19 protein-coding genes and 5 tRNA genes are annotated in these 17586 nt (G+C 40.6%); all 24 read right to left on the minus strand.

Translation table 11 applies throughout. The annotated features are described in order from the left end of the window. Window positions 1–101: 101 nt before the first annotated feature. The 24 genes from rplL to hemC all read right to left on the minus strand — a co-directional run bounded on the left by rplL (window position 102) and on the right by hemC (window position 17528). The gene (rplL, locus tag ACT4_RS04540) at window positions 102–473 is read right to left on the minus strand and encodes a 50S ribosomal protein L7/L12 (RefSeq protein WP_004774018.1); all 372 of its coding nucleotides are present in this window, start codon (window positions 471–473) and stop codon (window positions 102–104) included. A 42-nt stretch (window positions 474–515) separates the two neighbouring features. Further along, window positions 516–1022: a 50S ribosomal protein L10 gene (gene rplJ / locus ACT4_RS04545; RefSeq protein ID WP_004876417.1), complete on the minus strand. Its 507-nt coding sequence runs from the start codon at window positions 1020–1022 to the stop codon at window positions 516–518. A gap of 245 nt (window positions 1023–1267) precedes the next feature. After that, window positions 1268–1963 carry a 50S ribosomal protein L1 gene (gene rplA, locus ACT4_RS04550; RefSeq protein WP_004876415.1) on the minus strand — a complete coding sequence of 232 codons (696 nt, stop codon included), beginning with the start codon at window positions 1961–1963 and terminating at the stop codon, window positions 1268–1270. Window positions 1964–1966: 3 nt separating this feature from the next. Then, window positions 1967–2395 (minus strand): 50S ribosomal protein L11, encoded by a 429-nt coding sequence (gene rplK, locus ACT4_RS04555; RefSeq protein WP_004637639.1) that lies wholly within the window; start codon window positions 2393–2395, stop codon window positions 1967–1969. Between the two features lie 112 nt (window positions 2396–2507). After that, window positions 2508–3041, minus strand: coding sequence for a transcription termination/antitermination protein NusG (gene nusG, locus ACT4_RS04560; protein WP_004876413.1), 534 nt, complete (start codon window positions 3039–3041; stop codon window positions 2508–2510). Between the two features lie 7 nt (window positions 3042–3048). Then, complete coding sequence (gene secE, locus ACT4_RS04565; protein ID WP_004876411.1) at window positions 3049–3489, minus strand: preprotein translocase subunit SecE; 441 nt, start codon at window positions 3487–3489, stop codon at window positions 3049–3051. A 75-nt stretch (window positions 3490–3564) separates the two neighbouring features. Beyond that, a tRNA-Trp gene (locus ACT4_RS04570) sits at window positions 3565–3640 on the minus strand. 54 nt (window positions 3641–3694) lie between these two features. Further along, the gene (gene tuf, locus ACT4_RS04575) at window positions 3695–4885 is read right to left on the minus strand and encodes an elongation factor Tu (RefSeq protein ID WP_004876408.1); all 1191 of its coding nucleotides are present in this window, start codon (window positions 4883–4885) and stop codon (window positions 3695–3697) included. A gap of 164 nt (window positions 4886–5049) precedes the next feature. Then, window positions 5050–5124, minus strand: a tRNA-Thr gene (locus ACT4_RS04580). Window positions 5125–5137: 13 nt separating this feature from the next. Further along, a tRNA-Gly gene (locus ACT4_RS04585) sits at window positions 5138–5213 on the minus strand. A 35-nt stretch (window positions 5214–5248) separates the two neighbouring features. Beyond that, window positions 5249–5332, minus strand: a tRNA-Tyr gene (locus ACT4_RS04590). A gap of 54 nt (window positions 5333–5386) precedes the next feature. After that, window positions 5387–5462, minus strand: a tRNA-Thr gene (locus ACT4_RS04595). A 97-nt stretch (window positions 5463–5559) separates the two neighbouring features. Beyond that, window positions 5560–7053 (minus strand): anthranilate synthase component I, encoded by a 1494-nt coding sequence (gene trpE, locus ACT4_RS04600; protein ID WP_007480172.1) that lies wholly within the window; start codon window positions 7051–7053, stop codon window positions 5560–5562. Window positions 7054–7133: 80 nt separating this feature from the next. After that, window positions 7134–7826 (minus strand): phosphoglycolate phosphatase, encoded by a 693-nt coding sequence (locus ACT4_RS04605; protein ID WP_007480173.1) that lies wholly within the window; start codon window positions 7824–7826, stop codon window positions 7134–7136. A 65-nt stretch (window positions 7827–7891) separates the two neighbouring features. Further along, window positions 7892–8509, minus strand: coding sequence for an FHA domain-containing protein (locus ACT4_RS04610; RefSeq protein WP_004876402.1), 618 nt, complete (start codon window positions 8507–8509; stop codon window positions 7892–7894). Between the two features lie 63 nt (window positions 8510–8572). Then, complete coding sequence (gspD, locus tag ACT4_RS04615) at window positions 8573–10837, minus strand: type II secretion system secretin GspD (RefSeq protein WP_007480174.1); 2265 nt, start codon at window positions 10835–10837, stop codon at window positions 8573–8575. Between the two features lie 41 nt (window positions 10838–10878). Further along, window positions 10879–11727 (minus strand): type II secretion system protein N, encoded by an 849-nt coding sequence (locus ACT4_RS04620; protein WP_007480175.1) that lies wholly within the window; start codon window positions 11725–11727, stop codon window positions 10879–10881. Further along, window positions 11727–12470 carry a type II secretion system protein N gene (gene gspN / locus ACT4_RS04625; RefSeq protein WP_007480176.1) on the minus strand — a complete coding sequence of 248 codons (744 nt, stop codon included), beginning with the start codon at window positions 12468–12470 and terminating at the stop codon, window positions 11727–11729. The genes ACT4_RS04620 and gspN overlap by 1 nt, the downstream gene beginning before the upstream one ends. 178 nt (window positions 12471–12648) lie before the next feature. Continuing rightward, window positions 12649–12975 (minus strand): H-NS family nucleoid-associated regulatory protein, encoded by a 327-nt coding sequence (locus tag ACT4_RS04630; protein WP_004876396.1) that lies wholly within the window; start codon window positions 12973–12975, stop codon window positions 12649–12651. Between the two features lie 386 nt (window positions 12976–13361). After that, a complete protein-coding gene (locus ACT4_RS04635) occupies window positions 13362–13799 on the minus strand; it encodes a thioesterase family protein (protein WP_004876395.1) in 438 nt (145 codons plus the stop codon). An 8-nt stretch (window positions 13800–13807) separates the two neighbouring features. After that, the gene (locus tag ACT4_RS04640) at window positions 13808–15001 is read right to left on the minus strand and encodes a hypothetical protein (RefSeq protein WP_007480177.1); all 1194 of its coding nucleotides are present in this window, start codon (window positions 14999–15001) and stop codon (window positions 13808–13810) included. A 6-nt stretch (window positions 15002–15007) separates the two neighbouring features. Beyond that, on the minus strand, window positions 15008–15838 hold the full coding sequence (locus ACT4_RS04645) for a hypothetical protein (protein ID WP_007480178.1): 831 nt from the start codon (window positions 15836–15838) through the stop codon (window positions 15008–15010). Next, window positions 15835–16611, minus strand: coding sequence for a uroporphyrinogen-III synthase (locus ACT4_RS04650; protein ID WP_007480179.1), 777 nt, complete (start codon window positions 16609–16611; stop codon window positions 15835–15837). The genes ACT4_RS04645 and ACT4_RS04650 overlap by 4 nt, the downstream gene beginning before the upstream one ends. Then, window positions 16611–17528: a hydroxymethylbilane synthase gene (gene hemC, locus ACT4_RS04655; RefSeq protein ID WP_007480180.1), complete on the minus strand. Its 918-nt coding sequence runs from the start codon at window positions 17526–17528 to the stop codon at window positions 16611–16613. The genes ACT4_RS04650 and hemC overlap by 1 nt, the downstream gene beginning before the upstream one ends. Window positions 17529–17586: the final 58 nt, after the last annotated feature.

Raw genomic sequence — 17586 nt, forward strand, 5'->3', positions numbered from 1 at the left:
ACAAAAAACGAGCCGATTATTGTAACGCAAAAAGGCTGATGACCCAAGAGCCATCAGCCATTTTTTGGAGCCGATTATCAAAAAACCGACTCCCTACAGAATTACTTAAGTGTAACTGTAGCACCAGCTTCTTCAAGCTTCTTCTTAAGTTCTTCGCCTTCTTCTTTAGAAACGCCTTCTTTAAGAACAGCAGGAGCGCCTTCAACCATATCTTTAGCTTCTTTAAGACCAAGACCAGTAGCTTCACGAACTGCTTTAATTACAGCAACTTTGTTAGCACCGAAAGAAGTCAACTCAACGTTGAATTCAGTTTGTTCTTCAGCAGCAGCAGCGCCAGCACCTGGAGCAGCAGCAACAGCTACAGCAGCAGCAGATACGTTAAATTTTTCTTCGAAAGCAGAAATTAATTCAACAAGTTCAAGAACTGTTTTTTCAGCAACTGCGTTTAAGATTTCTTCGTTAGTTAAAGCCATGAGAATAACTCCAAATGGATATTGAATGGTGTGAAAATAGGATTAAGCCGCTTCTGACTCGTTTTTCTCTTTGAGTGCTGTAATAAGGCGACCCAATTTCGAAATAGGAGCTTGAAGAACAGAGGCAAGCATAGTAAGCGCTTTCTCTTGGTTCGGAAGGTTTGCAATAACGCTAACTTCTGCACCTTTATAAAGTTTGCCATCAAATGCAGCAGCTTTAAGTTCAAATGCTTTGTTAGTTTTCGCAAATTCTTCGAACAAGCGTGCAGCTGCACCCATGTCGTCTTCAGAAGTAGAGAAACCGAGAATTGTTGGACCAACAAGGTCGTCATTCAAGATATCGAATTGAGTACCTTCGAATGAACGCTTAGCCAAAGTGTTACGCACGATACGTGTAGTAACACCTAACTTACGAGCTTCAACACGAAGTGTTGTTAATTGCTCTACAGTTAAGCCTTGGTAGTCAGCAACAACGGCAGAGAACGCTTTAGAAGCAACTTCGTTTACTTCTGCAACGATCTGTTTTTTGTCTTCGATAAGAAGAGCCATTGTAAAACCTCCTAACGGTGATTTATGCACTCAAATATGAGTACACTCCCAATTCGTAAGCCTTTCGACCTACACGTGGAGGAGGAACAAATCACACCACCACGTCTACTCAGACTGGTTTATTAAGAAAAATATTCGAAAATATCTCTCGCCTGAGGTCTTTGACGCTGATAAATATTCATTTATCAATTCAAAGTTTGCTCAGATTCTTATAAAAGAATCTGAGGCTTTAAAATTCTTTCTAATTACTTAGAAACGTTGTTTACGTCAATTGCAAGACCAGGACCCATAGTTGAGCTCAAAGTGATCTTTTTAACGTATACACCTTTAGAAGTTGCAGGTTTTAAACGTTTCAAATCTGCAATTAAAGTTTCAACGTTTTGACGAACAGCATCTTCGCTGAAGCCTAACTGACCAATCGCAGCGTGGATGATACCCGCTTTGTCTACACGGTAACGTGCTTGACCAGATTTAGCATTCTTAACCGCACCAGCAACGTCAGGAGTTACTGTACCCACTTTAGGGTTTGGCATTAAGCCACGTGGACCAAGAATCGTACCTAACTTACCAACAACGCGCATTGCATCAGGAGCAGCAATCACTACGTCGAAATCAAGATTTCCACCTTGAATGCTTTCAGCAAGGTCATCAAAACCAACGATGTCAGCACCAGCTTCTTTTGCAGCTTCAGCAGCAGCACCTTGAGCAAATACTGCAACACGTACAGTTTTACCAGTACCAGCAGGTAAAGTAGTCGCACCACGAACAACTTGGTCAGATTTACGTGGATCTACACCAAGGTTTACAGAGATGTCTAAAGATTCTTTGAACTTCGCAGCTGGAAGGCTGTTAAGAACTTGTACTGCTTCTTCCAAAGTGTAAACTTTGTTTGCTTCTACAGCAGCAGCGATGGCTTTTTGACGTTTAGTTAACTTTGCCATGTCTTATAGCTCCACTTCCAAGCCCATAGAACGTGCAGAACCAGCGATGGTACGAACACGAGCGTCTAAATCAGCACCAGTTAAGTCTGGTTCTTTAGTAGTCGCTATTTCTTCTAATTGAGCACGAGTCAACTTACCAACTTTAGTTTTGTTAGGTACAGAAGAACCCTTTTGAATACCAGCAGCTTTCTTAAGAAGAATAGATGCAGGTGGAGTTTTCATGATGAAAGTGAACGACTTATCGTTGTACACAGTGATCACGACAGGAATTGGCAAACCAACTTCAAGTTTTTGTGTAGCAGCATTGAATTCTTTACAGAAAGCCATGATGTTTACACCACGTTGACCTAAAGCAGGACCAATTGGTGGAGATGGATTTGCTTTACCAGCTGGAACTTGCAGCTTGATATAGCCGTCAATCTTCTTAGCCATTGAAAATTTCCTCTGGGTACAGACGCCGCTAGGCTCCCCAAAAAATTAAACAACACCGAAGTGTTAGAACAACAATGCCCGATCAAATCGGGCGCTTTTCAACCAATTCAAATTAAATCGTTTTTTCGACTTGACGAAATTCGAGTTCAACTTGAGTTGGTCGATTAAATACATTAATCGTCAACGTTAAACGTGACTTATCGTATTGTACTTCCTCCACGACCCCTTTAAAGTCTGTGAACGGACCATCAATAACGAGCAATTCTTCACCTGGCTCAAACATCGTCTTAGGACGAGGTGCTTCACCAGTATTACGTACACGAGCAAGAATCGCATCTGCTTCACGCTGTGAAATTGGTGCTGGTTTCTCTGGTGTTCCACCAATAAAACCTAGAACCTTTGGACATTCTTTTACAATGTGCCAAGTATCATCATTCATTTCCATTTCGACTAATACATAGCCTGGAAAGAATTTACGTTCAGATTTGCGCTTCTTCCCATCCTTCATTTCTACTACTTCTTCAGTAGGAACAAGGACTTCACCAAAGCTATCAGCTACCGTGCTACGTTGAATTCGTTCATTAAGTGAACGCATCACTTGTTTTTCAAAACCTGAATAGGCATGAATAATATACCAACGTTTCATGGCGCTCTTACCCGATAATTAACTTAATAAACCAACCTAACCCGTAATCGAAGCACCACAACACTAATGATGCTACAACCACAACCAAAAGAACCTGCCACGATGTCGTGATCGTCTCTTGTTTTGTAGGCCAAGTCACTCGACGCAGTTCAATTCGTGCATCTTGCAACAAGCGCACAAAGCCTTTACCTTGATGGGTGGCGTATAATAAACCTAAAGCGACGACGATACAAGCCAAAATTACCCCAATGCGCACCCAAATATCATTTGCAGGCGCCCAATAGGCTGGTAAATGCTGATTTACCAATGCTGAACCGATGAATAAAGCTATAGCAATCAACCACAAAACAGCATCAAGTGGAGAACCTGAACTTACAACTTCCGCAGCATTATTTCTTTGAGGGATTGGCGCGTCGCTTAATGCGTCACGCGATTTATCATTCGACATTTTTTTACTCGTCGTAGAATTCGCGACTTATTATATGACAACTCAGCCAGAATTAAGCTTTTTTATAAAAAAAAGTGGCAGGCCAGGAGGGACTCGAACCCCCAACATTCGGTTTTGGAGACCGACGCTCTACCAATTGAACTACTAGCCTATTATGCAAATCGAAAGCCGAAGCTTCCGATTTGAGTGTAACACAGTATTGGGCTTATGCAGTTACTTTAGCAACAACACCAGCACCTACAGTACGACCACCTTCACGGATCGCAAAACGTAGACCTGGGTCCATTGCGATTGGGTGGATTAATTCTACTGACATTTCAACGTTGTCACCTGGCATTACCATTTCAACGCCGTCTTGTAACTTGATTGCGCCAGTTACGTCAGTTGTACGGAAGTAGAACTGTGGACGGTAACCGTTAAGGAATGGAGTATGACGACCACCTTCTTCTTTAGAAAGTACGTATACTTCTGCGTCGAATTTAGTGTGTGGCTTGATTGAACCTGGTTTAGCAAGTACTTGACCACGTTGTACGTCTTCACGCTTAGTACCACGTAGAAGAACACCACAGTTCTCGCCCGCACGACCTTCGTCTAGAAGTTTACGGAACATTTCTACGCCAGTTACAGTTGTTTTAACTGTATCTTTGATACCAACGATTTCAACTTCTTCGCCTACTTTAACGATACCAGACTCTACACGGCCTGTTACAACAGTACCACGACCAGAGATTGAGAATACGTCTTCGATTGGCATTAAGAATGCTTTGTCGATAGCACGTTCTGGTTCTGGGATGTAAGAGTCAAGCGCTTCAACAAGAGCAAGAACTGAAGACTCACCATACTGACCAGCGTCGCCATTAAGCGCAGCAAGAGCAGAACCACGGATAACTGGAGTGTCATCACCTGGGAAGTCGTAAGTAGAAAGAAGTTCACGAACTTCCATTTCTACTAATTCAAGTAATTCTTCATCGTCAACAAGGTCACACTTGTTAAGGAATACAAGAATGTAAGGTACACCAACCTGACGAGAAAGAAGGATGTGTTCACGAGTTTGTGGCATTGGACCATCAGTCGCAGCACATACAAGGATCGCGCCGTCCATCTGAGCAGCACCAGTAATCATGTTTTTAACATAATCGGCGTGGCCCGGGCAGTCTACGTGAGCGTAGTGACGAGTTGGAGAGTCGTATTCTACGTGTGAAGTATTAATTGTAATACCACGTGCTTTTTCTTCTGGTGCAGAGTCGATAGCTGCGTAATCTTTAGCTTCACCGCCGTAAGTTTTTGCACAGATCGTTGCAATCGCAGCAGTTAAAGTTGTTTTACCATGGTCAACGTGACCAATTGTACCCACGTTTACGTGTGGTTTATTACGTTCAAACTTAGCCTTAGCCATTTGATTTTCCTCGTTTACGTCGACACCAGTTTAGAGAAAAACAACCCTGAAAAACCTTCTTTATCGACATTTGCCTAAAAAACTAGACACCTAATACTTGAAAAGCAGACTATAAAAGCCTGCTTCTTTAAAATTCTGTAGAAAACTCTACTAAGCTGTATATCTGGAGCTCTTATCGAGATTTGAACTCGAGACCTCTCCCTTACCAAGGGAGTGCTCTACCACTGAGCTATAAGAGCGATTATCCTTCGATGGAGCGGGAGACGAGGATCGAACTCGCGACATGCAGCTTGGAAGGCTGCCACTCTACCAACTGAGTTACTCCCGCACGACATTGGTATTAACCACTTCATTCGAAGTTAATGGTGGTGGGAGAAGGATTCGAACCTTCGAAGCTTTCGCAACAGAGTTACAGTCTGCCCCCTTTGGCCGCTCGGGAATCCCACCACGTCGCACTTATTTCAGCGCTTTCCTTTACTACTCACACACTACACTTTAAGATGGTGCCGGCACACGGATTCGAACTGTGGACCTACTGATTACAAGTCAGTTGCTCTACCAACTGAGCTATGCCGGCGCTTCTTAGCGTTTCGTACGTTTCGTATCGGAACGGTGTGCAGTTTAGCAAAACTCTGAATCGATGCAAGTGGTTTTTTCAAAAAAACCTTAAAAACTCATAAAATCAACCCGTTTGACGATAATTCAACCGCTTTGATCACTGCACGGGCTTTTATTTGGGTCTCATTCCACTCTGATTCAGGATTTGAGTCAGCAACCAGTCCCGCACCAGCTTGCACATAGACTTTATTTTCACGAATAACACAGGTTCGAATCGCAATCGACATATCCATTTCACCATGCCAGCCCAAATATCCAACGGCACCACCAAATACGCCACGTTTTACTGGTTCAACTTCGTCAATAATTTCCATGGCACGAATTTTTGGCGCGCCTGAAAGTGTTCCTGCTGGGAACGTTGCTTTAAATACATCTAAAGCATCAACATCATCTCGAACTTCACCTTGCACATTTGACACAATATGCATCACATGCGAATAACGCTCAATCACCATTCGGTCCGTTACTTGAACCTTACCAATCTTTGAAACACGCCCAACATCATTACGACCAAGATCAATCAACATGAGATGCTCAGCAATTTCTTTTTCGTCTGCCAGTAAATCTTGCTCTAAAGCAAGATCTTCTTCTTTGGTCTTACCACGAGGTCGTGTTCCAGCCAATGGACGAACTGTTGCAATACCATTCTCTAAACGAGATAAAATCTCAGGCGATGAACCTACAATATGAAAAGGCTTTTGATCAGTAATGGTCTGCCCCTGTACAAGGAATAAATAAGGTGATGGATTTAAGTGACGCAAAGCACGATAAACCTGCAAAGCCTCTCCATCAAAGTCTGAAACCATTCGTTGACCTGGCACAACTTGCATAACATCACCAGCACGAATGTATTCTTTTACCTTTTCAACAGTCTGAAGAAACTTCTCGCGCCCCGTAATTGACTCAAAGTTCGGCTTGGTATGTGGCTTAGCTTGTAAACCCACTGGGGTTGCAAGCAATTGCTCAAGTTGATCTAATTTAGTCTGAGCTTGATCATACGCGTTTGGCTGTTTAGCATCCGCATGATGAATTAAAAACAAGGTATCTTTTAAATTATCAAATACGATAACTGTTTGAGACAACATTAACCATAAATCAGGTAGTGTCACAGGATCCGCAGTTGGAACATTTTTGAGTTTTGGCTCAATATAACGAACAGCGTCATAGCCCAAATACCCTACCAAACCACCAGTAAAACTCGGTAAATCTGGAATTTCCTTTTGAGTCGGTACTTTAAACTGGCTTTGAAATTCACGGATATACTGAAACGGGTCAGCACAGTGCTCTTCTGTTACCGAGCCATCTGCCTGCTGAATCGTTAAAATTCCAGCATTACATGAAAAAACGGTCGATTCACCCAAACCAATCATGGAGTAACGTGCCCAGTTTTCACCACCCTCTACAGATTCAAATAAATAGGCTTGTTTCTGTTCTTTAAAACGAGCAAATACTGAAAGTGGTGTTTCTGTATCAGCCAAACGCTGGCGATAAACTGGAATCGTATTGAAGCCAGCCGATATCAGCTGTTCGAATTGTACTTGTGAAGTCATGAATATTCTCTATGGTTAAGTTTCTTTGCGTTTTCGTTCGATCTTGCTTTAATTTCGCCATCGAAAAACCATAACCAAGCTCATGCCTTTCTCCTTATTTGATCTTCTTCAACCAATTCAAATAAACTATCAACAACTTGTTGTGGCTGACAATCATAGATGTTTTCACCATGATTATAGCCATAGCTAACCACAATACAATCAATACCTGCACATCTAGCTGCTTCCACGTCATTACTGGAATCACCCACCATTAATGTGCCTGCCTTATCAACATTTTGCTGCTGCATACAATGCAATAAAGGCAACGGGTGTGGTTTGCGCTCTGGCAAAGTATCACCACCAACCACCATTTCAAAAAAACAAGCGAGCTTTAAGCTTTCTAAGATTCCCTCAGCCAAGTGCTCAGGCTTGTTAGTCACACATGCCATTAAAATATTATGGCTTTGACAGTACTCCAAGAAAGCTAAAACACCATCATAAATTGTGGTATTTACACATAGCTCACGTGCATAAACATCCAAGAAAGTATCGAGTAATTTTTTTTGCTTTTGTGTATCGACTTGACCAAATAAATGCTCAAGCACTGTTTCACATAATTTTGCTGCGCCTTTACCAACCCACTCTCGAACTTGTAATTCAGTCACCAAAGGCCATCCTAGTTGTTCCAAGCTGAGATTCATTGATCGATATAAATCAGCAGCTGAATCAACGAGAGTTCCATCTAAATCAAATAAAATTAGATCGCGATGTTGTAACTGTGCAACAGACATATTTTCACTCAAAAACAAAAGGCACGCTCAAATAGCATGCCTTTGATTGTAAAAGCTTAGATCGATTATTTAAAGAACAACCATGCAATCACAGCTAAAATCACCAACACAATAATTGAAATTAAGCCTACAGAGGCATTTTTTTGCTGTTCTTTTTCTTGTTCAACACGAGAAACTGGCTCTTCAATCACAACTGGTTGTTGCTCAGGCGCAGTGACTTTGACATCCACACCCTCTGGAATTGGCGCTGGTTTTGGTATTGTCACTTGTTGTGGCATACCATCGCGAGTAATCGAGGTTTCTGCAGCACGTTCTGCAATGCTTGGCATTCCTTGATCGTGTGCCGAAGATGACACAGGCTCAGCTTCAATTTCAGGTAAATCAGCAACACTTACTGGTGCAAGAACAGAAAACATAAAGCTTGCAAATTGAACAATATCACCATCATTCAACTCGGTTTCTTGCTCAATTTTTAGATCATTGATAAATGTTCCATTAGAAGAATTCAGATCCTGAACCCAAAGCTGCTGATCTTTCAGCAACAATGCAGCATGTCGACGTGATATATCTGCCGATTGCAACAGCAAATCAGCATCTTGATGGCGCCCAACCAACATATCACGTTCAACACTAATTTCTTGCCCCGTAAATTCACCTGTAATGGCTTGTAATTTCCAAGTCATAGATGCATATCCTTATATAATTTCTTGCAATTGTAACATTGTCGCATAAGGTCTTCTGTGCATCTACTGTGAAGATGCTGGGCGAATCGTTGTTGTTGTCACCGTATTTTTACTGCGTTCAGTTTCCTTTACAGGAAGTGCAACTGATTTTTGCTGTACAACAGGTCTATCTTCCGCTACAGGTGTTGAAACAGCGCCAGATTGATTTTGCTGAGTTGCTGTTGGAACTTTCTGATAAGGAGAACTATTCGCTGCCGCAGGTTGTTGGCGATAAATATCATTTACATTTTCTGGTAATTTTGCAAAGTTACCATTTTTATCCATTGCCAACTGCAAGCTATAAAGTTGATTATAACGTTGTTGAGAAATACGTCGAACATCATCCGCATCGCCTACGATGGTGGGATGGATAAAGACAAGTAAATTGCGCTTCTCATTCGTCTTGCTATCCGCTCTAAATAATCGACCCAAGTAAGGAATATCACTAAGAACTGGAACACCTTGCCGAGATTGGACCGTATTATCGGAAATCAAACCGCCAAGCACAACGGTCTGCCCATGATCTGCTAGAACTGCTGTTTTAATTGCTCGCTTACTGGTGACCAAATCAGTTGCTTGTCCACGACTTTCTTGAACCGCAGAAACCTCTTGCTCTACCTCTAAACGAACCGATCCACCTTCACCAATATGAGGAACAACTTTTAACGTTACCCCCACATCTTTACGCTCAACAGTCGTATAAGGATTAACACCAGTACTATTCGTTGTCACAGAGCCTGTAACAAAGGGAACGTTTTGACCAACAACAATATAGGCTTCTTCATTATCCATCGTCACAATTGATGGCGTAGAAAGCAGATTTGACTTGGTATTACTTTTTAACGCTTGAATGAGTGCACCGTACAATTTACGCGAACCATCTGCGCCTTCTTTATAATCACCTAACGCAATGGATGACCCTGCACCAACAGCTGAACCTAAACCAGCTGCACCACCAGTTAGATAACCCGCAGCTAACTTAGATAAACTTGACCCGACATTGGTAAAATTAATAAGGCCTACACCACTACTAATATCACCTAATGCCCATTGAACCCCTAATTGATCCGCATCATCACCAGCCACCTCAATAATTGCAGCCTCAATCAAAACTTGTTGACGACGAATATCCAACTGTTGAATAGCAGCTTCTATTTCTCGCATTAACTGAGGATCAGCCTTCACCACCAAAGCATTTTGAGTACTATCCGCAATAATACTCACGCCACCACCATTAAAGCTTGTAACACCACCATTCTGGCTATTGTTCGAACCACCATTTAGATTAATCGACGGTGTTGAAATAGAAGATGATGAACCTGTTGAAGAACTAGAGTTTTGATTATTCGAAATCAGATTGTTAATTGAGTTACTAGATGAGGAATTACCACTATTTGATGATGACGATGAAACTGACTGTCCTGTTACTAGGCCTTGTAAAATTTCAGCTAAATTTTTCGCACTCGCATATTTTAAACGGAAGACCTTGAGTCCACCTAAACGATCAGCCGAAGGAACATCCAACATTTCAATCATGTGACGTAAACGTTTACGTGAGTTTGGGTCACCTTTAATCAAAATACGGTTGGTACGGTTATCCGCGATCACACGTACACGAGAACCAATAAAATCTTTTGAAGCACCTGTTGCACTCATTGTTTCCAATAAGCCAATAATTTCCTCAGCTTGACTCGATTGCAAAGTAATCGCTTCAATATCATTTTGACCAGTGCCGTCTAGATTACGCACAATACTTTCAAGCTGATAGATATTGGTTGCACGATCTGAAACAATTAATGCATTAGTCCCAGCCACAGCAGCCAAATGTGCAAACTGTGGCATCAAAGGACGTAACGCAGGAATCAAATCATTCGGATTGGTATTCTCTAACCAAATGACACGCGTAACGATTTGATCACCACCCGCTCGACTGCGCGCATCGTATGGAATCCCCGAATTTTTTGCATTGCTGTCAGGGACAAGCTTAACCGTATTTCCAGAAGGGAGTGCCACCACACCATTGACATTTAACACCCCTAAAAAAAGATCATAAACTTCATCTTTATTTAAAGGCTTGTTTGAAATAACCGTGACATTTCCGCGTACGCGTGGATCAACCGCAAAGTTTTTACCCGTAATGTCAGCCACTTCATTAATAAATGCCGTCAAATCCGCATCACGTAGATTAATCTTCCATGTCTGTGCTTGCACATTGGTACTGATTGTCGCAACTAAAGGCGCTGCAGCAAGTAATGCCCAAAGTGGACGTTGATGATTCAATAAAGCCATAACCTGCACTTATTCCTAACTTATGTGGTGACGTTCCATCACTAAAAACTTTGTTGTATGGTCATCACTTGATCACCACGTTTTATTTCTATTTTGGCATGTCCTTCACGACGCACTTGCTCTAGTAATTGTACGTCACTGAGTCCTTGCCCTACTGTTTGACCGTTGATCGATAGAATACGATCACCTGAACGTAAACCCAAAGTGTTTTTTAAACTGATTGGTGTACGATCTGATATTTCATAGCCATCTGCACCACCACCGCTCACACCCATATTTTTTAAGTATTGTTCACGGTTTTCCTGCATTTGTTGGATGGCCTGACCTAAAGCAGATTGCGGTGTATTTTGCGTAGCTTGCTGAGGTGCAGAAGAAGGTGGTGCTGCATTATTCGTACCACCTAATACTGGCGCGATTGGTTGGTATAACCCTTTATCTAAGCCTTTAAATTTCACTTCACGCGTTGCGCCATTACCTTGTCTCAAGATCACATGATCCCAGTAGACCTCAGCCAACTGATAAGACGTCGAACCAACTGTTTCGCCTACACGATAGCGCTCTGCAATATCATTTAACTTAATTACCGCCGAAGACAAATAACTTGGATAACCAAGTAACACACCTTGTAACTCCAAATTGGCATTATCATCCGCTGAGGTTGTTGCAGGTTCGTTAAATAAAGCAAAAGAACTAATATTTGGGACTTGAGCTTGCTGCGAACCTAATTGCACTCGATCAAACTGCATCGGTTGTGGTGGTGCGATCACCCACCAAAATAATGATGCGAGTTTCCAACATAACCATAAAATTAATAATGCGAGAACCAAACCACTTAACTTATCTAATTTCTGCAAACGTATCTGTTGCATTTTTTGAGTGATGACTTTCATTAAAAACCACCCTGCAATAACGGTTGGCGTGAGCTGACCACATAAGTGTCTAAACCCGCTTTACCTTGATAGGATGGAATATTAAGAAGCATTCGCTGGGTAAGTTGTACGTCCAACATTAAGCCAGCATCTAAACTGAGATTTGCCATTTTTTGGCTACGTTGATCACGAACATCTATTTGTAATTGTCCGTTTTCATCTTTCATTTCAGCAACTAAAGAAGGCATATTCATACGATCTTGGCGCTGACCGAATGTATAAGTCAATGCACCACCGCCCCAATTTAGCTGCCCTTCAGTTGCACTGAATCCTTTTTCTTTTTGATAATTCAACTGCACATCTTTTAACTGAATCGCATTTTCTGGCCATTGCCAGTTAGCGAAGTATTTTAAGGTTTCCGGTGAAATTTCACCTTGTAAATCCTTAATCATGATTTTTTGGCCTAGACCATAGCCAAAAACCCCATTGAATTGAGTATTGCCACTATGAATATCAAGATGAGCACCGAGGCGCAATAACAGCAAATCTAAAGGGCGTGTTTTCCAATGAACAGAACCACGCAATTGACCACGTTGCCAATCTGCCTGCCCTTGCCAAATGTTACCGCTGACATTATGTAATATTTGATTATTTTTTGAAAATTTCGCAATTAACCATGTCGCTGGAATCTGTAAAATAATAAAAATTAAAAATGCAAAAATGGCGAAAATCCACCATCTCCATTGCTTGGTCTTTTTTTTCATTCAACCCTTACCAACATGCAAAATATCATCCGTGTTGAGACACTCGCTCTATAAATGACATTATGCATACTTTTTCAACATCGCCAATTCTCTCATATAAAAAAACCAAGCTTTTTAAGCCTGGCTTTTAATGAAGGATAAAATCATCGTATGACAAAACGATGACTTTCAAACTTGATTAGATTAAGAAATCTTCAAGTTTTGCACCTTTTTCTAATTCTGCAACTAACCAGCGTGGTTGCTTACCACGACCAGTCCAAGTTTCTTCAGTATTATTTTTATTGCGATAACGTGGCTCTACAGCTTTACGTGTTGTTTTTTTACGCTTTTGCTCGCCTACTTCCAATAACTCTTCTACGCTAAAGCCAACTTTTTCAGCAATCGCGATAATTTGATTATAAGCATCTTCAATTGCCTGATCTTTTTTACTCGCAATTAAAGCCTCTGCTTCTGCTTGCAAACGTTTTAGATCTTCAACAGACAAATCACTAATATCTGGTTTCATTAGAACCACTCCAACTCAAAAGGGGATATATCACTCAAAAATAAAAAATGAATTAAAAATTCAATTCAATATTAATTTATATACAATTAAATAATCAATATTAAAATAGTCGACTTAATCACAAGACCTCAATAAATCAGCTTATATTTACAATAAAGCTAAGAAAAATCCTAAATTTAAGTCAAAATATTTAATCAAACTTAAGAACTATAATAAAAAAATTTAACACTTGGTTATTATAAATATTAATTGAATCTTAATTTTTATGAAATATTTTACCTATTGGATAATTTATACAGTTACTATAATTTCTGTTGACCATCAATAACAACTGTATAAACCTTCGCAATAAAATACCAAAATAGACATAATAGTCTTTATAATTATTAATGGGATACTAGATTATGCCCAGCATTAGATTCGAGTTGAATAATCTTATTTCGGATTGAATCAGGAATATTAACTTTCTTTGAGTCATGCTTCGTCACACAGACAAGTACAGCTTCTCCTGTAGCAACTACTTGGTTTTGTGCTTTGCTCCATAAGACATAATGCATACGAAAAGCACTATTCCTTAACTCCTCAATTCTCGCACCAATATGCAGCACATCTGGATAAAATACAGGACTTAAGTATTTACACTGACTAGATGCAACAACCGTCAATATATCTTGATCGAATATATTTAAAGCCATTAAATAAGCAATTCGGGCACTCTCAATATAACGATAATACTGTACATTATTTACATGTCCAAAAGCATCCATATCACCCCAAGCAACGGTTTGCTCATGAACGATAGGATAGACAGACAACTCTTTCATATTTACACTCATATCTTAAAATTAAGAAAATTAACATCATTTTCAAAGATTAAATTCAACTGTCTGATTAAATCAGGGTTATCATCCAGAGTTGATTTAATCCGTAGATAACTCATTAGAATATTATCTGGGTATAAAGCCAATAGCTGTTCTGCCTCAGATTTACGCTCAGTTGCCATATAAACATGCCATTTCGCAAATGTTAGCATCGGGACACTGGTATATTTTTGTTCAAGCTGAAGAATACGCTGCTCAACATAGGGATAATCTGGAATTTGCTTTAATAACTGCTGTTGGAACCAAAGATAAAATACTTCTGGGTCAAAATGCTCTTGCAACAAATGTAAAGCCAGATCAGCATGCTGAAGCCCCATTTCTGGCATACGTGCCAACAGTTTTAGCCATAATACTTTACTGCTGTATGGACGAAGCTGAATCTCTGATTGCAATGCCAAATAACGCTGTTGTAGCAGTGCTAAGTCATCCACTGAAGCCTGTTCAAACTGAATTAAGAGTTGCTGCAACCACAGGTCACGATGCTCTGCATCTAATAAACCATGCTGTGTTGTCTGCAAAAATATCCAAGGTTTTTGTAAGGCTAATTTCCCCCATAATGCAGTCATCCGCTGTTGATATGCATTTTCAATCTCGGTCAACCAAGGCGAAAGTTGGTGCTGAGATAAAAATTCGAGATGCGTCAGCGCTTTTTCAGTTTCTAGCCGTTCTAAAAAAATATCTATTCGTAACAATTCAGCCAATTCAAATGCCATCGGTGCTGATTTATCTAAACTTTGTAAGGCAGTATCAAAATCGCCATTTCTATAATCGAACTGTGCATCAACAATATTACTCAGCAAGCCTGACTGAGCAAAAACGCGCTCAATAAAGACTTGTTGATCTTTAGCCGCATCTAACAGCCAGACAATACCCAATTGCTCATAGGGGTGAAGTTCTTTGAAATTTAAAACAGTCTCTTTTTTACGCTGCTCTTTCACAAAGTAACGTTTACCAAACAACCATCCCAATTGAACCAACAAACTAATCACGATAAAGAGCGCAATCAGCCCCAAAGCACTACTTTGAAATTGCCAATCTCGCCAATAGATATAAACATAGCCATTTCCGTAACCAAAACTCAGTACCGCAAAAGCTGCAAATATCAACAATGTTGCAAATAAATAGATCAGCAATAAATGTTTCATCGTTATTTATCCAAGCAAACCAAGCGTTGTGAGTTTTGGTGCAGGCACGGTAGGTAAATTTGAAATTTTTTCCAATTTCATTTTCATTTGCTGGCTATCTCGATCAGGCAGATTTGCCAATATCTGCATCACCTCTAAAATTGATTTTCGATATTCAGACATCTGATTGTGATGTAAAGCTTGAGATGCTAGCAATAAACGTAGCTGAGCTTCTTTTAAGATAATTGAACGGTTAATTAAATCTGGTGCGGCACGTTGCACTTTTTCAAAACTAAACCATTTCCACCAAGCCCGATTTTCACTTTTTACCTTTTGTACGGTTGGATTATCAATCTCGGCTTGTAAACGCTGATCCAGTTGCTGCAATAAGTTATCTAGCTGCTGCTGTTGCTGAGTTTGAGCTAAAACATACTGCTGAATGGCAAGACGATCTTGCTCTATCGCTTTCATTAAACTTTGTTGTAAAGCAGGAGCCACATTGTATTGAACGATTTGTTGTTGTAGTTGGTTGAGGTGCTCTAACGCATAAATAAACTGTTGTTGATCAATAGCAAACTGAACCAACTCTAAATGTTGCTTAATTAAAATAACAGGTGCAACGCCCACCATCATCATCGGAGGTGGAATACTATTTTCAACAGGTTCTGTAGCGCGTCCACTCTGCACTTGGCGCTGTAAAGCTACAAATTGATCATTGAGTAAGGAATAACGTTGCTCAGTTTGGGCAAGTTGCTGTTGTAATTCAGGTGTTGTTTGAGAATATTGCGCGACATCATAACTAAGTTTTGCTAACCACAATAAACTTAGCAATAGAATCAAATAAACAATTTTTCTCATACCTTTCCTTGCCAGCAACGCATACGGTGAATAATCTCTGATGCAGATAACTTTTCAAGCTGAATAATGTTACTTGCTTGATTTAACAATGCTTGTGAATGTGTTAATAACTGTGTCAGTCGCTCACCAAGTGTCAAATAGATCCACTCTGCTTCTACTTGATTTTGTGAGGTTAATTGTTGCCAATTGTTCCAACTGGCTTCACTACTAATCAACACAGCAACCTGCTGATGAGATTCAATATTTTTTAAAATTGTAGGAATTTTTAGGACACTTAATTCAGGACACTGACGGCGATAAAGCACAAAATTGAGAACAGAAACCCCTTGTTGCTGTAATTGCTGCATCATGAATTGCCGCCCACCTAAACCACGCCAAAAAGCAATCTGTTTGAGCTGATCTTGTTGCTTTAAAATTGGTAAATCCAGCATGCCTTCAGAACTTTCTACCTTAGGAACGAGGCTTTCTATTTTAAATTTTGCCAATGCCTGTGCGGTTGCTTGCCCCACGGCAATCCACCGAATATGTGTTAACTGCACCAAATCAATGTTTGCTTGTTGCAGATATCGCATTCCAACCTCAACGGCTGTAGGACTCACCACAACAATCACTTGAGTTTGTTCAAGCTGCTGATAGAGCTGCTGCAACTCGATAGAAAATGGCACAGCTGTTAGTTCAAGCAATGGTAATGTTTCAACCTGATACCCCGCATCAACAAGAGCCTCTGTTAATGTTGAGGCTCTATCTTGTGGACGGGTATTGATAAATAACATTAATAAAGCGCTTTGAGCAGTTCACCAGCACCTTGCTCTAATAATCGTTGTGCAAGCTGAACACCCAATTTTTCAGCATTTTCCGCTGTGCCATCTAACTGTTCTTTCAGTAGCGTTTTACCATCAACACTGCCCACACGCCCTTCGATTTTCAACTGATTATTTTGTAAAGTAGCATAACCCGCGATTGGAACTTGGCATCCGCCTTCTAAATAGGCATTGAATGCGCGTTCAGCACGCACACAAATCGAGGTTTCTTCGTGTTGTAAAGGTTGGATAAGCTTTAATAATTCATCATCATTTGTACGGCATTCTAAACCCAATGCGCCTTGTCCCACTGCAGGTAAGCTCACAACTGGCGCTAAACAGTGACGGATACGATCTTCTAATCCTAGACGCTTTAAACCTGCACTTGCTAAAATAATCGCATCATACAGACCATCATCTAGTTTCGATAAACGTGTGCCAACATTCCCACGCAGATCAATAATTTCCAAATCAGGACGTTGCTGTAAAATCTGACATTTACGGCGCAAACTTGAAGTCCCAACTTTGGCACCTTGCGGTAACTCATCAAAATGCTGATATTGGTTTGATACAAAAGCATCTAAAGGATCTTCACGCTCGCAGATCACCGCTAAACTCAAACCCTCAGGCAAGTGCATCGGGACATCTTTCATCGAATGTACAGCCAAGTCAGCACGCCCATCGAGTAAAGCAGCCTCTAGCTCTTTTACAAATAAGCCCTTGCCGCCAATTTTAGCCAAGGGCGTATCAAGAATCTTGTCACCCTGCGTCACAAACTTAACCAATTCAACCGTTAAATCTGGATAAAGCGCATTTAAACGAGAACGAATATGCTCGGCCTGCCAAAGAGCAAGTGGGCTTTGTCGAGTTGCAATTTTTAGGGTTTTCATAAATCTAAGTTAAGTATTGATCAAAGCAATTGTTCCAAACTTAACTTGCTCATCTAAA

Source organism: Acinetobacter sp. NBRC 100985, from assembly GCF_000241225.1.
Classification (GTDB): Bacteria; Pseudomonadota; Gammaproteobacteria; order Pseudomonadales; family Moraxellaceae; genus Acinetobacter; species Acinetobacter venetianus.

Coding starts and splice junctions, on each gene's coding strand:
- nusG (WP_004876413.1), bottom strand. CDS start 3,041: ATGAAACGTTGGTATATTATTCATGCCTATTCAGGTTTTGAAAAACAA.
- ACT4_RS04645 (WP_007480178.1), bottom strand. CDS start 15,838: ATGAGAAAAATTGTTTATTTGATTCTATTGCTAAGTTTATTGTGGTTA.
- ACT4_RS04640 (WP_007480177.1), bottom strand. CDS start 15,001: ATGAAACATTTATTGCTGATCTATTTATTTGCAACATTGTTGATATTT.
- ACT4_RS04650 (WP_007480179.1), bottom strand. CDS start 16,611: ATGTTATTTATCAATACCCGTCCACAAGATAGAGCCTCAACATTAACA.
- tuf (WP_004876408.1), bottom strand. CDS start 4,885: ATGGCTAAGGCTAAGTTTGAACGTAATAAACCACACGTAAACGTGGGT.
- secE (WP_004876411.1), bottom strand. CDS start 3,489: ATGTCGAATGATAAATCGCGTGACGCATTAAGCGACGCGCCAATCCCT.
- trpE (WP_007480172.1), bottom strand. CDS start 7,053: ATGACTTCACAAGTACAATTCGAACAGCTGATATCGGCTGGCTTCAAT.
- ACT4_RS04630 (WP_004876396.1), bottom strand. CDS start 12,975: ATGAAACCAGATATTAGTGATTTGTCTGTTGAAGATCTAAAACGTTTG.
- rplJ (WP_004876417.1), bottom strand. CDS start 1,022: ATGGCTCTTCTTATCGAAGACAAAAAACAGATCGTTGCAGAAGTAAAC.
- rplL (WP_004774018.1), bottom strand. CDS start 473: ATGGCTTTAACTAACGAAGAAATCTTAAACGCAGTTGCTGAAAAAACA.
- gspD (WP_007480174.1), bottom strand. CDS start 10,837: ATGGCTTTATTGAATCATCAACGTCCACTTTGGGCATTACTTGCTGCA.
- gspN (WP_007480176.1), bottom strand. CDS start 12,470: ATGAAAAAAAAGACCAAGCAATGGAGATGGTGGATTTTCGCCATTTTT.
- ACT4_RS04610 (WP_004876402.1), bottom strand. CDS start 8,509: ATGACTTGGAAATTACAAGCCATTACAGGTGAATTTACGGGGCAAGAA.
- rplA (WP_004876415.1), bottom strand. CDS start 1,963: ATGGCAAAGTTAACTAAACGTCAAAAAGCCATCGCTGCTGCTGTAGAA.
- ACT4_RS04605 (WP_007480173.1), bottom strand. CDS start 7,826: ATGTCTGTTGCACAGTTACAACATCGCGATCTAATTTTATTTGATTTA.
- ACT4_RS04620 (WP_007480175.1), bottom strand. CDS start 11,727: ATGAAAGTCATCACTCAAAAAATGCAACAGATACGTTTGCAGAAATTA.
- rplK (WP_004637639.1), bottom strand. CDS start 2,395: ATGGCTAAGAAGATTGACGGCTATATCAAGCTGCAAGTTCCAGCTGGT.
- hemC (WP_007480180.1), bottom strand. CDS start 17,528: ATGAAAACCCTAAAAATTGCAACTCGACAAAGCCCACTTGCTCTTTGG.
- ACT4_RS04635 (WP_004876395.1), bottom strand. CDS start 13,799: ATGAAAGAGTTGTCTGTCTATCCTATCGTTCATGAGCAAACCGTTGCT.